Here is a 14,640-nt window from a genome sequence, read left to right as displayed (position 1 = left end):
GATGAAATATTTCAGCGCCCGGTCTTGCTATATTCATGATACGATTCATTTTAAGCAAAATTGCCTATCTGATACCGACATTTTTCGGCATCACTATTCTTGCTTTCGGCTTCGTACGCGTTTTGCCGGGTGATCCGGTCCTGCTGATGGCAGGTGAGCGCGGCGTATCGCCGGAGCGACATGCGGAGCTGATGAAGCAGTTCGGTTTTGACAAGCCGATGTGGCAGCAATATCTGGATTATATCTGGAATTTGCTACACGGCGATTTCGGCATGTCCATGGTTACCAAAAAACCGGTTATTACCGAGTTTTTCACGCTTTTTCCGGCGACAGTCGAACTGGCGCTGTGTGCTATTGTGCTTGCCGTTCTGATCGGTATTCCTGCCGGTGTTTTCGCGGCGGTTAAGCGCGGTTCGTGGTTTGATCAGACATCGATGGGCGTAGCACTGGTCGGCTATTCCATGCCGATTTTCTGGTGGGGCCTGCTGCTTATCATTCTGTTTTCGGGTATTTTACAGTGGACACCGGTTTCCGGCCGTATTTCACTGATGTATTTTTTCCCGCCGGTTACCGGTTTTATGCTGATTGACAGTCTGCTGTCGGGGCAGAAGGGGGCTTTTACCTCTGCGCTTTCGCATCTGATCCTGCCGACAGTCGTATTGGCAACAATTCCGATGGCGGTGATTGCACGTCAGACCCGCTCGGCTATGCTTGAAGTCTTGGGTGAGGATTATGTCCGCACAGCGCGCGCAAAAGGCCTTGGCCAGCGTCGTGTTATCGGGCTGCATGCTCTGCGCAATGCGCTTATTCCGGTTATTACCACAATCGGTTTGCAGGTCGGCGTTTTGCTTGGCGGTGCTATTCTGACTGAAACTATTTTCTCCTGGCCGGGGATCGGCAAATGGATGATCGACAGTATTTTCCGTCGTGACTATCCATCTGTTCAGGGCGGTTTGCTTCTGATCGCCATCCTTGTGATGGTCGTTAATCTGGCTGTTGATTTGCTTTACGGCTTAATCAACCCGCGCATCCGGCATAAGTGAGGCTTCCAATGAGTAATTCTACTGTACCAATGGAAAAGTCAGTTGATGTGTCTTTGCGACGCCAGCTTGCCGATTTCTGGTATTATTTCAGCGTGAACCGCGGTGCGGTTCTCGGCCTGATCGTTTTCGTCGCGCTGGTTCTGGTGGCTGTTTTTGCACCTTTGCTGGCTCCCCATGATGCAACACAGCAATATCGTGACGCATTGCTGACCCCTCCGGTCTGGCAAGAGGGCGGTAAAGCTGCATTTCTGCTCGGTACCGATGCGGTTGGCCGCGATGTTCTGTCCCGTCTGATTTACGGCTCGCAATATTCACTGTTTATCGGCCTTGTGGTTGTTGTTCTGTCGCTGGTTTCCGGTGTGACCGTTGGTCTGATCGCCGGTTTCTTCGGTGGCGTGGTTGATACAATCATCATGCGCGTGATGGACATCATCCTGTCCTTCCCGTCGCTTATTCTGGCGCTGGTTCTTGTGGCAATTCTCGGACCTGGTCTGATGAATGCGATGATCGCTATCGCGCTTGTTTTGCAGCCGCATTTTGCACGTCTGACCCGTGCAGCCGTGATGGCGGAAAAGAACCGTGAATATGTGATTGCTGCCCGCTTAGCCGGTGCCAGCCGTCTGCGCCTGATGTTCAAGACTATTCTGCCGAATTGCATGGCACCGCTGATCGTGCAGGGCACTTTGTCCTTCTCCAATGCGATCCTTGATGCTGCTGCTCTGGGCTTTCTTGGTATGGGTGCACAGCCACCGACACCGGAATGGGGTACAATGCTTGCTGAAGCACGTGAATTTATCACCCGTGCATGGTGGGTTGTTACATTCCCGGGTCTTGCTATCCTGATTACGGTTCTCGCGATCAATCTGGTTGGCGACGGTCTGCGCGATGCGCTTGATCCAAAACTGAAGAGGAGCTGATAATGGCTCTTTTAGAAATCAAAAACCTGACAGTTGCCTTTGATACGTCAACAGGTGCTTTCAAAGCCGTAGACGGCATCGATATTTCTGTCGATGCCGGTGAGGTTCTGGCCATCGTTGGTGAATCCGGTTCGGGTAAATCCGTTGGTATGCTGGCGGTGATGGGATTGTTGCCGAAGACTGCAACAGTCACTGCGGACAAGATGCTGTTTGACGGCCGTGATCTGCTCAATATGAGCGATAAAGAACGCCGCGCGATTATCGGTCGTGAAATCTCCATGATTTTTCAGGAACCGATTGCCAGTCTCAACCCGTGCTTTACCGTTGGTTTCCAGCTTGAGGAAGTTCTGCGCTTCCACCTGAATATGGGCAAAGCACAGCGCCGTAGCCGTGCGATTGAGCTTCTGGAATTGGTGGGCATCCGTGATGCCTCTGAGCGTCTGGGCAGCTATCCGCATCAGATGTCCGGTGGTCAGTGCCAACGCGTGATGATTGCCATTGCGATTGCCTGTAATCCGAAATTGCTGATCGCGGATGAACCGACAACTGCGCTTGATGTGACCATTCAGAAGCAGATCCTTGATCTCTTGATGCGTTTGCAGGAAGAGCACGGTATGGGGCTGATTATGATCACGCATGATATGGGTGTTGTGGCAGAAACCGCAGACCGCGTTATCGTGCAGTACAAAGGTCATAAGATGGAAGATGCGGATGTGCTCTCATTGTTTGAGAATCCGCAGAACCCTTATACAAAAGCACTGCTTTCAGCCCTGCCGGAAAATGCAACCGGTGACCGTTTGCCAACGGTTTCGGATTTTGTCTTGCAGAATGCCGCATCGTCAGGAGCTGCCCAATGAGTGAGATCGTTCTTGAAGCCCGTAATATCGTGCGGGATTATCACACTGGCGGCGGTTTGTTTTCCAAGGCGAAAACTGTGCATGCGGTGAAAAATGTCAGCTTCTCGGTCGAGAAGGGCAAGACACTGGCTATTGTTGGTGAAAGCGGTTGCGGCAAGTCAACACTTGCCCGCATCCTGACTTTGATTGACCCGCAGACATCCGGCGAATTGTTGATTGACGGTCATCCGGTGAATATTGCCACCGATGGTCTGACCCGCGAAATGCGCCAGCGTGTGCAGATTGTGTTTCAGAACCCGTATGGCTCGCTCAATCCGCGTCAGAAAATCGGTGATGTGCTGGCGGAACCACTGCTGCTGAATACCAATATGACAGCGGAAGAGCGTCAGGAAAAAGCGATGCAGATGTTGCTCAAGGTCGGTCTTGGCCGCGAGCACTTCAATCGCTATCCGCATATGTTCTCTGGCGGTCAGCGTCAGCGTATTGCTATTGCCCGTGCATTGATGCTCAGCCCGCGTCTTCTGGTGCTGGATGAACCGGTCTCGGCACTCGATCTCTCGGTGCAGGCGCAGGTGCTTAATCTTCTTGCGGATCTGCAGGAAGAGTTTGAACTGACCTATGTTTTCATCAGCCATGATTTGTCTGTGGTACGCTATATCGCCGATGAGGTGATGGTGATGTATTATGGTGAGGTTGTTGAATATGGCACACGTGACGAGGTGTTTAATCATCCGCGTCATGACTATACGAAGAAGCTGTTCGGGGCCACTCCGCGTTCGGATATAGAAAGTATTCGTCAGCGTGTGACTGAACGTGCGAAAAAACGTTCTGCAGCCTAAACCGCGATTACAGTGATAAAAAAACGCCGCGCTGATAAGATCAGCGCGGCGTTTTTGTTTGCAGGTTTTAAATTATCTTCGGTGGCGGGTGAGGCTGCGCACCACATCATCGGCAGAAATCTTGCCGACAATCGCACCATTATGCACAACACCGACATCGCCATTATTGCGCACCATCGCCTGCATAATATCCTGAATTGCAGTTTCCGGTTTTGCCGTTGCTGCAAAAGGGCGGGGCGGCGCACTGCGGTCAAGCGGAGACATGATATCGGCGGCGAGCAGCACACCCAGAGGGTTCATATTGGCCACAAAATCCGCCACATAATCATTAGCCGGATTGAGCAAAATATCTTGTCCGCTGCCGCATTGAATAATACGGCCGCCTTCCATGATAGCAATGCGGTTACCGAGTTTCATCGCCTCATCCAGATCATGACTGACAAAGACAATGGTTTTTTTCAGATGATCCTGCAAATGCAGCAACTCATCCTGCAAGCGCGCGCGGATCAACGGATCAAGCGCGGAGAATGGCTCATCCATCAGCAGGATCGGTGCGCCGGTTGCAAAGGCACGGGCAAGACCGACACGCTGCTGCATGCCGCCGGATAATTCACCGACCTTGCGCTTTGCCCAATCCTGCAATCCGACCAGCTCCAGCTGGTTCTGTACCGCTTCCTTGCGTGCCTGTTTGCCTAGGCCTGCAATTTCAAGACCGAAGCCGACATTGTCCTCGACTGTGCGCCATGGCAGCAGACCGAATTGCTGAAACACCATGGAAACCACATGGGTGCGCAGCGCGCGCAATTGTGCAGTGCCGGCTGCGGTTACGTTGATTTCGTCACCCTGATTATAGACGGTGACGCAACCGCGGCTGATCGGGTTCAGGCGATTAATCGCGCGTAAAAGCGTGGATTTTCCGGAGCCGGACAATCCCATCAGGACGAGCAGCTCACCCTCGCGGATATCGAGGGAGCAATTATGCACGCCGAGAATATGGCCGGTTTCTGCCTGAATTTCCGAGCGGGTAAAGCCCTGATCGGCAAGATCCAGCGCCTTGTCCGTTTTATTGCCGAAAACAATGCTGATATTCTGAAGACTGATAGAGGCCATGATTATTTTTCCCTGCCCGGACGGAAAATGCGGTCGAGGATGATGGCGACAACCACAATCACCAGCCCCGCTTCAAAACCGAGCGCGGTATTGACCGAGTTAAGGGCACGCACAACCGGCACGCCAAGACCGTTGGCGCCGACAAGCGCTGCAATCACCACCATCGACAAAGAGAGCATGATGGTCTGGGTGAGACCAGCCAGAATTTGCGGCATGGCATAGGGCAGTTCAATCTTCCAGAGCAGCTGGCGGCGCGAAGCGCCGAAAGCCTCTCCGGCTTCTCTTAAATGTTCCGGCGTTGAAGAAATACCGAGATGGGTGAGGCGGACAGGCGCGGGCAGCACAAAAATGGCTGTTGCCAGCAGACCCGGCACCATACCAATGCCAAAAAACACAATCGCCGGAATGAGATAAACAAAGGTCGGCAATGTCTGCATCAGATCAAGGATCGGGCGCACCACCGCATAAAGCTTTGGCCGGTGTGCCGTTGCGATGCCTAATGGTACGCCAAGCGCCATACAGATGAAACAGGCCGACAGAACCAGCGTCAGGGTTTCCAGCGTCTGATCCCAATAGCCCTGATTGAGGATGAATAAAAATCCGATAATCGTCAGAATGACAGTCGAGATTTTTCTTTGCAGCCCCCATGCGATCGCGGCAAAAATGGCAATCAGAATAAAGGGATGCGGAAATTTGAGTGCGGCCAGTAAGCCGTCAATCAATGTCTGCATAATGGCGGCAATACCATCAAACAGCCAGCTCAGATTTTCAGTTAACCAGGTGACAACATTCTTCGCTGTACGCCCGACGGGAATTTTTTGTGATGTCAGCCAGTCCAAAAGTCAGGTCCCCGTTTTCCTGTCAGTCTATTTTTCAATCGGGTTTGGTTTGTGAAAACCATGAATAGTCGTACGGTAAATCTGCTGCCGGTGTGATACCGGCAGCAGATTGTCTGTGTGCGGTCAGAGACCGAAAGTTTGTTTAACAGCCGCAAGGCCGTCTTTGCCGTCCAAAGTGGTAACGTCTTTCAGCCATGCATTCAGCGCATCCGGATTGGCTTTGATCCATGCCGTTGCTGCTTTGGCCGGATCTTCACCATCATCCAGAATTTTACCCATGATCTGGTTTTCCATCTCAAGGGTGAATTCAAGATTGGTCAGGAACTTTCCGACATTCGGACATTGTTCCGTATAGCCGTTCCAGACATTGGTTTCGACCTTCGCACCACCAAGATTAGGGCCGAAAAAGTCGTCGCCGCCTTCCAGATAACGCATTTCAAAACGGGAATTCATCGGATGCGGTTCCCAGCCGAGGAAAACGACCGGTTTCTTGGCTTTAATATCTTTGGCAACTTGCGCCAGCATGCCCTGCTCGGAAGACTCCGCCAGTTCAAAGCCCTTCAGATCAAAAGCACCTTTGGAAATCATGTCGAGGATCAGGCGGTTGCCGTCATTGCCCGGTTCAATACCGTAAATTTTATTGCCGAGCTGATCTTTGAATTTTGCAATATCGGCAAAGCTTTTCAGGCCTTCATCATAGGCGAAAGCAGGCACTGCCAATGTGTATTTCGCGCCGGTCAGATTGGTGCGCAGGGTGATGACGGTCTTGTCATCAAGATATGGCTGGAGATCAGCGGCCATGGACGGGTTCCAGAAACCGAGGAAAACGTCGATATCTTTTTTGCTGAGCGAAGCATAGGTCACCGGCACAGACAGGATTTTGATATCTGTTTTATAGCCAAGACCTTTGAGAATTTCTGTGGCAACCGCTGTGGTCGAGGTAATATCTGTCCAACCGACATCAGAAAAGCGGATTGTGGAACAGGCTTCAGGCTCTGCCGCCCATGCACCGCCTGCGCTGCCCGCCATAAGAGCGGCACAGGTGAGCGCCAGCACGGATTTGTGGCTTTTGGCTAAGGACAGGTTGGCAGGGTACAGATGTTTCACTGGCAGAAAACGCATGAATATCTCCATCGACGGGATTATATTTATTTATAGCAGAGCATTTCCGCTTCCCCGAAACTGCTCTGTTGTTTGTTTTTATGCAGTTTGAACAGAAAACCGCAGCACTGTTTTGCGCGACATGTCCCGGCCCCAAATCTAAACAAGCATCAAAGTCCGGAGTCTTCAAGCAGTTTTGTGATCCTAGAATCCGCAAACACGACAATTAACGTCGGAATGAGGCAGGCTAAAAATAATATGCAGTAATTTCAAGGCTAAAGCTGAAAATTAAATTCAGACTCACCGGTTGAACCTGCGCTGTTGCGGTTTATATCAAAGTCGTAATGGCATTATTTATTTGTAAGGCGCCGGTGCCGGTTATGCGGAAGCTGCTTGTGCCGGTTTCAGGTAAAGCGTGCTCAACGATTTGTGCCGGATTGAATGATTGCTGTTTAAAAAATCCGGCGCTGTTGCGTATTTCTTTGAAACTATGCAAGGGTTTACAGGAAAAATACCTTTCGGGCTGCGTTCTGTTCAGGATGCGGGGCAAGAGCTGACACAAAGGACAAGATCGTGACGGTCATCGGAAATATCTTTGCTTTTATAGGGCGTATGATTGCAGCGCTGTTGCGGCTGATCGCAGTGCCTTTCGGCGCTTTGTGGCGCGTTTATCAGAGCCTCAGCGTCTTGTGGAAAACCCTTATCGCCGTAGCCGTTATCGGTTGGGCGGGACTGTATGGCTATTTCGTAGTGCAGACACAGGTCTGGACGAATTTTGATCCGGATTATCCGGCAAAATATGCTTATCAAAGTGCTGTTACACCGGGTGAAATTGTTGAGCCGTCAAAAGCGCTTACACCACCGGCAGCCCCATCACCATCATCGGCAGAAAGCACATCGCCAGCCAATCCGACGGCACTGCCAGCGGAAGGTGCCACGGGGAATACTGATAGCACGACAAATAATGCGGCACCTTCAACTGAGCCAGCCAGTCAGCAGCCTGCGCCGCAAATGGCCTTATCGCAGCCGGCAGGGGCGCGGGTTTGTGCACCATCGGCTCTGGCCGAAGTGACTGCTGAACTGACCGATTTCAATGTGAACCAGAATGCATGGGTCTCTTCCATGCTGTTTTATAAAACAGGTTTCTTCGGGCTGGATTGGGACCGGACACCGTTTCTGGATAATAAAGCCTCGTTCCAGCGCGGTGTGCATTCGGCAGTGCGCCGCACAACGATTGAACTGGTGGATTCTCTCGGCCGCCTGCGCGGCACCTCGCAGATTGATAATGATCTGCAAAAGGCGCGCGGAAACATGCAGTTCCGTGAGGATACATGGTATTTCGGTCTAAGCCCGTTTGGCCCGAAAACGCCGACACCAAGCTATTATCGTTCCGCCATTAAAGAGCTGCGTGCCTTCAATGCGCGCCTTGAAAAATGCGAGGCAACTTTCGATGCTCGCGCAGACAATCTGATCCAGTATGTAGATCGTATTGCCAGCGATCTCGGCTCGACATCTGCCATTTTGAAAGACCGCTCTGATAATTATCATGCAGGCTGGTTTGACACACGGGCCGACGACCGGTTCTGGTTCGCCTATGGTCAGCTCTACGCTTATTACGGGCTGATCCGCGCAACGCATTCCGACTTTAAAGCTGTGTTGGCTGAGAAACATCTCGATGGTTTGTGGGATACAATGGAGCAGCAATTGCGCTCGGCACTGGATATGCAGCCAACCATCGTTTCCAATGGTCGTCAGGATGCATGGTTCACGCCGTCCCATCTGACGACAATGGGTTTCCACATTCTGCGCGTACGCTCCAATCTGGTGGATATCCGTCAGGTTCTTGAACGCTGATTGCCGCAATTGTTAATGTTTTAAATTGCTCTGCCGCGTGTTAGAGCGGTTCCTGTTTAAGGGAACCGCTCTATTTATTTCTTTGTCGCATTATCCTACGCAAAACCGTTTCACACTTTTGCTGGAAATGCTCTATAGCGCGGCAGAGTTTTTTTACGTGAGATAGAATTATGGAATTACCGGCGGCATTGAGACAGGCTGTGGATGCGCAGTTGCAGGGTGTGGCGCTGGCGGATCTGCAGCGGGCTTCCGGCATCCTCAGCCGTCGTTACCGTGCCGAGACGCGCGATGGCAAATGGCATCTATCCGACGAACTGGCAGCACATGCCTATCTGGCCGCGCGTTTGCCTGCGACTTTTGCTGCTGTGACCTCTGCTTTGCAACATGCGGCCGATATCATCCCAGACTTTGCCCCGCGCAGTCATCTGGATATTGGTGCAGGACCGGGAACAGCATTATGGGCGGCATCTGCCGTCTGGCCGGAGATTGAAACATCGCTTCTTCTGGAAGGCAGCAATGCAATCCGTGCTGTGGGCGAGAAGCTTTCTGCTCATGCGCCGGTGGCCGATGTGCAATGGCGTGCCGCCGATGTGACAACGGGGCTGAAAGATGCCAAAGCTGCAGAACTTGTGACACTGGCCTATGTGCTGGATGAACTGAATGAGCCTGCACGGCAACAGTTGATTGCGCAATTATGGAGCCTGACGGAAGGTATGTTTGTGATTGTGGAGCCCGGAACACCGGCAGGCTGGCAGCGCATTCTCGATGCCAGAGCACAATTGCAGGCTCTGGGCGCGCATATTGCAGCGCCTTGCACCCATAGTCAGGCTTGTGCTGTGCAGGCACCGGACTGGTGTCATTTCTCCCGTCGCGTGGCACGTTCCAAAATCCACCGTCTGACCAAAGAGGCAGATGTGCCTTGGGAGGATGAGAAGTTCAGCTATCTGGCTGTCAGCCGTCAGCCGGTATCCCTTTCAGGTCAGCGGGTGCTGATGCAGCCGAAAACCGGTGGCGGGAAAGTTATTGCTAAACTATGCAGCACTGACGGACAGGTTGCAGAACATTTGATTACCAAGCGGGATAAAGACCTGTTCGGACAGGCGCGTCGCGCCGACTGGGGTGATTGGATCGGTGCGGAATAGAAAATCGCATTACAAAAAAAAGCCCGCTTTTCAGCGGGCTTTTTTAATGACTCATATCAGAAGCGGTAGGTGATACCGGTACCGATCAGCCATGGGTCAAGTTTGGCTTTACCGCTCATCTGTGCGCCGCCAACGGTTACATCAAAATCAGGACGCAGATAGAGTTTCTTCACGTCGAAGTTGAAGCCCCAATGATCGTCGATCATATAATCGAAACCAACCTGTAATGCGCCACCGAAAGTGTTTTTAACTTTCAGATAATCAGCATCATGAGATTTCTGGTTGTAAAAGATGCTGTAATTCACACCGGCACCGACATAAGGCTTGAACGCGCCGAAATCTGTGAAGTGATATTGCAGGGTCAGAGTTGGTGGCAGCAGCCAGACTTTACCGACATCCAGACCGTCGATCGCGCCTTTACCGTCAACATTGGCATAGGTTGTACCGAGGATCAGTTCAGCTGCAATATTATTGGTGAAGTAGTAGGAAATATCGAGTTCCGGTACCACTGTGTTGGAATATTTCAGGCCGGAACCCGGAACTTCATTCACATGGCCTTTGTTTTCTGTGATGACGCCAAGCGCACGTACACGAACCTGCCACGGGCTGAGCGCTACCGGAAGCGGTTCCGATACCTGCGGTTCAACCGGTGCGATAACCGCATCTGCGGCCAGTGCAGGCTGCATAGCGATTGCGGTGAGAGCAGTTGCAGCAAGAAGAGCACATGTATGACGATTTGCCGGGAGGATAGCCATGTCTGTTTTCCTTAAAGTCTGAGAATGAAGGCAAACTGACAGCGGGCAGGCGGCTTTCCATTGATTGAAATCAATTGCAGATAATAAAACACCGCATAGCGGGATGTTCGCTATGCGGTGTGATAAAACTGTCACTTAATATGTGAGCTTAGCTGAAACGGGCACGGTCATGCGGTGCATTATAATCAAGCTGCGGACCGAGAGGGACAACACCGGTCGGATTGATTGTCTTATGGCTCATATAATAGTGGTTTTTGATATGTATGAAATTCACCGTACCGGCAACGCCCGGCACCTGATAAAGCTCACGCACATAGTTTGAGATATTCGGATAGTCGGCAATCCGTGCTTTATTGCATTTGAAGTGACCGACATAGACCGGATCAAAACGGATCAGCGTGGTGAACAGACGCCAGTCCGCTTCAGTCAGACGGGATCCGGTGAGATAGCGTTGTTTGCCAAGAATGGTCTCAATCTTGTCCAGAGCATCAAATACATTGCTATAGGCTTCTTCATAGGCCTCCTGAGAGGTGGCAAAGCCTGCTCGGTAAACGCCGTTATTGATGTTCGGATAGACGAACTCATTCATTGCATCAATTTCTGCGCGGAGATCTTCCGGATAGAAATCAAGCGACGCGTCACCGAATTCATTGAAAGCAGTGTTGAGCATACGGATAATTTCAGCGGATTCATTGGAGACAATGGTCTGTTGCTGTTTGTCCCAGAGAACCGGAACAGTCACGCGGCCGGAATAGTTCGGGTCGGCACGGGTATAGATTTCATAGAGGCGTTTGGCACCATAGAGATGATCCGGCGTTGCGCCGTCTTTGCCGGTCAGTGTCCAGCCTTCTTCCGCCATCAGATAATCAACAACTGAGACGCTGATGACATTTTCCAGTTTCTTAAGCGCGCGGAAAATCAGTGTGCGATGCGCCCACGGACAGGCCAGTGATACATAGAGGTGATAGCGTCCGGCTTCGGCTTTGAAGCCACCAATGCCGCTGGGGCCTGCGCTGCCATCTGCTGTGATCCAGTTGCGGAATTGCGAAGCGGAGCGGACAAAGCGACCGTCTGTGGCTTTCGTATCATACCATTGGTCGTGCCATTTGCCGTCAACTAAGAGACCCATAAGAATATTCCTTATATTGGCCGCGTTAATCCGGATAACTCAACGGCAGCGGCAGAGAATTCTGATCCTTAATGTAATACATAATGCGGGAAAGTCTCGCCTGATCTGGCTGTTTTTACGAAACACGCTGTCCTGAAAACAGGACGATGTTTTGTTTGGACTGTTTTCCGGCACGGCTCTTTACGATCAAAAAAAATGATGTTAAGCAAACACACCGCATCAGTTTGCGGCTATTCACCTTTCAGGAGAACGGAATTGACAGGTCTGCAGTTCATCCGACGATGAAATTGTAAACGGTGCGCGGCACCGGTGGATACCTGTTTGCGTTTTTATGCCCCATAGCGGCGACAAATCACGCGATAATTCTGAAGTTAAATCTCTGAAATAGTGAAGTGCCATGTTGCAGTCTGAACTGACTTACACGCAGGAAACCTGCGCCCACGATGCGGAAATCGAAGAAATCAATGCGCTAGCTTTTGGCCCGGGCAGATTTGTCCGCGCGGCAGCGCGTATCCGCGAGGGCGGGGCGCATGACCGCGATTTGTCTTTTGTGGCGCTTCATGGCGGAAGGCTGATCGGCTCAATCAGAATGACACCGATTGCTATCGGTACAACACCTGCGTTGCTGCTGGGGCCGCTGGTCGTGCGGGATGGCTGGAAAAGCCGCGGCATTGGCCGGATATTGATGAACCAGTCGATGGAAGCCTCAGCAAAAGCAGGGCACAGGCTGAGCCTGCTGGTCGGCGATGCGCCTTATTATAATGCGTTCGGCTTTGTGAAAGTGGATGCCAATAAGGTGATTATGCCTGCACCGGTTAATCCGGAGCGGCTGCTTGCCTGTATTTTGCCAGGGGCAAAAACTCTGTCAGGCCCTGCGCTCAATGAGCTTGCGGGACAGGTTAAGCATTTCAACCAGCTTTGATGTAAAAAGCGGTTTCAGTGATCTGAAACCGCTTCTTTGTTTGTTTAGCGCCCTTCGCGATACCATGTGCCGCCGAGAATAAGCAGCAGTGCCGCTAAAGCCAGCAGGCTGGTGAAAAGCGGAATGCGATGCACTGCCACCAGACTTGTATCCTGAGTAGGCCGCAGCCCCAGAAGAGTGGCAGGGCTTTGTTTTTGCGATGGGTTCATCAGTGAAATATCCGGCACGGAAATTGCAGCCTGTTCAGTCGTTTCTTTCAGACGTAGAACATTACCGCCGCTGGCTTGCGCCACAGGCAGCAATTTTTGTGTTGTGGAAATACTGTCGCGCAGTTCCGGCGTGTCCACATTGCCGACATGGGCGAGCACGGAATAATCGCCGTTTTCAATCTTATACAGTCCCTGTTCATCGGCCGGTAATTGCGCTGTGAACTGTCCGGCAACGGATTGCGTCAGCGGCACTTCAATGATTTTGCCGGATGGCGTGGTGACTTTGGCCGGAGCGGCCTTGTCACTCATGGTCTGGCGGGTAATCTCCAGACGATCCGCAGTGCCTTTGGCCGTCAGAGCTTCTTCTTCCAGTTCCGGTTCCTGCATCAGCCAATGCGCCATGCGACGATAGAACGATGCATAAGGCCCGCCACCCTCAAAATCGCGCGCCCAGAGCCAGCCCTGATCGGACAGTAACATGCCGACACGGCCTTTGCCCTGATGGCCGAGCACCATCAGCGGTTTGTTATCAGGCCCCTGCATGACGGTTTCGCCCTGCGGTGTGGCAATATCAATCGAGCGGAACCAGCGTCCCCATTGCGGCGGTTCCTGTTCACTGCCTTCCAGCCCGCGTGTGACAGGATGGCGCTTACCGGCTTCCGTCAGACGCGGATAGAAGCCTTTTTCCGTGACATCACCGGTTGGCAATGCAGGTAAAACGCTGAGCAGCGGCGTACGTGCAATCGACATACTGTCTGCATATTCAGGGCCTGCGGCGATCAGCAGAGCACCGCCATTTTGCACATATTGGGCGATATAATCATAATAGAGCAGCGGCAGCACATTGCGGTGCTGATAGCGGTCGAAAATAATCAGATCGAAATCTTCCACCTTATCGACGAATAATTCGCGCGTCGGAAAGACAATCAGCGATAATTCATTGATCGGCGTGTCATCCTGCTTTTCCGGTGGACGCAGAATGGTGAAATGCACGAGATCGACAGAGGTGTCGGATTTCAGCAGGTTGCGCCATGTGCGTTCGCCATTATTCGGTTCACCGGATACCAGCAGCACACGCAGATTTTCGCGGATGGCATCAATCAGTGCCACCGCCTGATTATTGGCGGCGGTGACTTCACCACTCAGCGGTTCTGTGGCGATTTCCACAATATTGCGACCGGCATGGGGCAGGGTGATCTCGGTTTTGACATCCTGACCAATGGCTGCCGGAACTGTGGCGACCAGTTCGCCATTGATACGGATGGTGACGCTGGACTGTGATGCATCCACCGGAATTTTACCGGCATCTTCCACACGGAAAACCAGTTCCTGCGGCTTGCCGCTGAGGCCGAAGCGCGGCACGCGGATGAAGCGGATACTGCGGTCGAATTCATCGCCGGTGCCGGTAATCAGCGCATGAAGCGGTGCCTTGAAATTCAGCTCGTCTGCTTTGGCGGGCACATCATGAACCTGACCATCGGTAATCATAACCGCGCCGCCGATGCGTGACGGCGGCACGTCACGCAGGCCTTCATTCAGGGCTGTAAATAAGCGTGTATTGTCACGGTTTTCAGTGCCGGAACCGGCTTCGATAATCCGTGTTTCAATATCGGATTGTGCGCCGAGCTTTTGTTTCAGCGCTTCAAGCGCGGCATCCGTATCCTGTGTACGACTGCCCTGAGACTGGCTGGCGCTGCGGTCAACCACAATGCCGACAATGGTTTTGAGCTGCTCGCGCTGCTCGCGTGTGATCTCCGGATTAAACAAGGCCAGTGCAAGTGCTGCAAAACCACCAAAACGCAGCCAGCTGCCGCGTTTGCGCAAGAACAAGCCAGCCAGAGTAATGAATGCCAGCGGAGCCAGACAAAGTCCGAGCCAGAGCGGAGAGAGCAGGGGAGAGAAATGCAGGGAAAACAGACTCAT

At 52.2% G+C, this 14,640-nt stretch carries 13 protein-coding genes; 7 read left to right on the top strand and 6 right to left on the bottom strand.

Annotated features, from left to right (window positions below; genetic code table 11):
* Positions 1 to 35 precede the first annotated feature (35 nt).
* Genes KHQ09_RS12675 through KHQ09_RS12660 form a run of 4 tightly spaced genes read left to right on the top strand, consistent with a single transcriptional unit; the run spans position 36 to position 3,656 of the window.
* Positions 36 to 1,043 carry an ABC transporter permease subunit gene (locus tag KHQ09_RS12675; protein WP_022710096.1) on the top strand — a complete coding sequence of 336 codons (1,008 nt, stop codon included), beginning with the start codon at positions 36 to 38 and terminating at the stop codon, positions 1,041 to 1,043.
* 8 nt (positions 1,044 to 1,051) lie between these two features.
* Positions 1,052 to 1,960: an ABC transporter permease subunit gene (locus KHQ09_RS12670; RefSeq protein ID WP_028233427.1), complete on the top strand. Its 909-nt coding sequence runs from the start codon at positions 1,052 to 1,054 to the stop codon at positions 1,958 to 1,960.
* A gap of 2 nt (positions 1,961 to 1,962) precedes the next feature.
* Positions 1,963 to 2,817, top strand: a complete 855-nt coding sequence (locus KHQ09_RS12665) for an ABC transporter ATP-binding protein (protein WP_022710098.1) — start codon at positions 1,963 to 1,965, stop codon at positions 2,815 to 2,817.
* The gene (locus KHQ09_RS12660) at positions 2,814 to 3,656 is read left to right on the top strand and encodes a dipeptide ABC transporter ATP-binding protein (protein ID WP_022710099.1); all 843 of its coding nucleotides are present in this window, start codon (positions 2,814 to 2,816) and stop codon (positions 3,654 to 3,656) included. The genes KHQ09_RS12665 and KHQ09_RS12660 overlap by 4 nt, the downstream gene beginning before the upstream one ends.
* A gap of 72 nt (positions 3,657 to 3,728) precedes the next feature.
* Here KHQ09_RS12660 and choV read toward each other — a convergent pair whose 3' ends face one another.
* The 3 genes from choV to KHQ09_RS12645 form a co-directional block, all read right to left on the bottom strand.
* Positions 3,729 to 4,766 carry a choline ABC transporter ATP-binding protein gene (gene choV / locus KHQ09_RS12655; protein WP_116087842.1) on the bottom strand — a complete coding sequence of 346 codons (1,038 nt, stop codon included), beginning with the start codon at positions 4,764 to 4,766 and terminating at the stop codon, positions 3,729 to 3,731.
* A gap of 2 nt (positions 4,767 to 4,768) precedes the next feature.
* Entirely contained in the window at positions 4,769 to 5,605 is an 837-nt protein-coding gene (gene choW / locus KHQ09_RS12650) for a choline ABC transporter permease subunit (RefSeq protein WP_022710101.1), read from the bottom strand.
* Between the two features lie 123 nt (positions 5,606 to 5,728).
* Positions 5,729 to 6,634, bottom strand: coding sequence for a choline ABC transporter substrate-binding protein (locus tag KHQ09_RS12645; protein WP_084664666.1), 906 nt, complete (start codon positions 6,632 to 6,634; stop codon positions 5,729 to 5,731).
* A gap of 684 nt (positions 6,635 to 7,318) precedes the next feature.
* On the opposite strand from KHQ09_RS12645, the gene KHQ09_RS12640 reads away from it, so the two are divergent.
* Positions 7,319 to 8,560, top strand: a complete 1,242-nt coding sequence (locus KHQ09_RS12640) for a DUF2333 family protein (protein WP_213599986.1) — start codon at positions 7,319 to 7,321, stop codon at positions 8,558 to 8,560.
* A 170-nt stretch (positions 8,561 to 8,730) separates the two neighbouring features.
* Positions 8,731 to 9,702, top strand: a complete 972-nt coding sequence (locus tag KHQ09_RS12635) for a small ribosomal subunit Rsm22 family protein (RefSeq protein ID WP_213598562.1) — start codon at positions 8,731 to 8,733, stop codon at positions 9,700 to 9,702.
* 56 nt (positions 9,703 to 9,758) lie between these two features.
* On the opposite strand, the gene KHQ09_RS12630 is transcribed toward KHQ09_RS12635, so the two are convergent.
* Together KHQ09_RS12630 and KHQ09_RS12625 are read right to left on the bottom strand one after the other, a co-directional pair.
* Positions 9,759 to 10,457, bottom strand: a complete 699-nt coding sequence (locus KHQ09_RS12630) for an OmpW/AlkL family protein (protein ID WP_213598560.1) — start codon at positions 10,455 to 10,457, stop codon at positions 9,759 to 9,761.
* A 148-nt stretch (positions 10,458 to 10,605) separates the two neighbouring features.
* Positions 10,606 to 11,586, bottom strand: coding sequence for a glutathione S-transferase family protein (locus KHQ09_RS12625; protein ID WP_213598558.1), 981 nt, complete (start codon positions 11,584 to 11,586; stop codon positions 10,606 to 10,608).
* A 397-nt stretch (positions 11,587 to 11,983) separates the two neighbouring features.
* On the opposite strand from KHQ09_RS12625, the gene KHQ09_RS12620 reads away from it, so the two are divergent.
* Positions 11,984 to 12,508 carry a GNAT family N-acetyltransferase gene (locus tag KHQ09_RS12620; protein ID WP_213598556.1) on the top strand — a complete coding sequence of 175 codons (525 nt, stop codon included), beginning with the start codon at positions 11,984 to 11,986 and terminating at the stop codon, positions 12,506 to 12,508.
* A gap of 44 nt (positions 12,509 to 12,552) precedes the next feature.
* Here the strand turns inward: KHQ09_RS12620 and KHQ09_RS12615 are convergent, their stop codons facing one another.
* The gene (locus KHQ09_RS12615) at positions 12,553 to 14,640 is read right to left on the bottom strand and encodes a glutamine amidotransferase (protein WP_213598554.1); all 2,088 of its coding nucleotides are present in this window, start codon (positions 14,638 to 14,640) and stop codon (positions 12,553 to 12,555) included.

Source organism: Pseudochrobactrum algeriensis, from assembly GCF_018436245.1.
In the GTDB taxonomy this organism is placed as follows: domain Bacteria; phylum Pseudomonadota; class Alphaproteobacteria; order Rhizobiales; family Rhizobiaceae; genus Pseudochrobactrum; species Pseudochrobactrum saccharolyticum.
The sequence above is the reverse complement of the archived record's forward strand: the minus strand, read 5'-3'. Positions and strand labels throughout refer to the sequence as shown.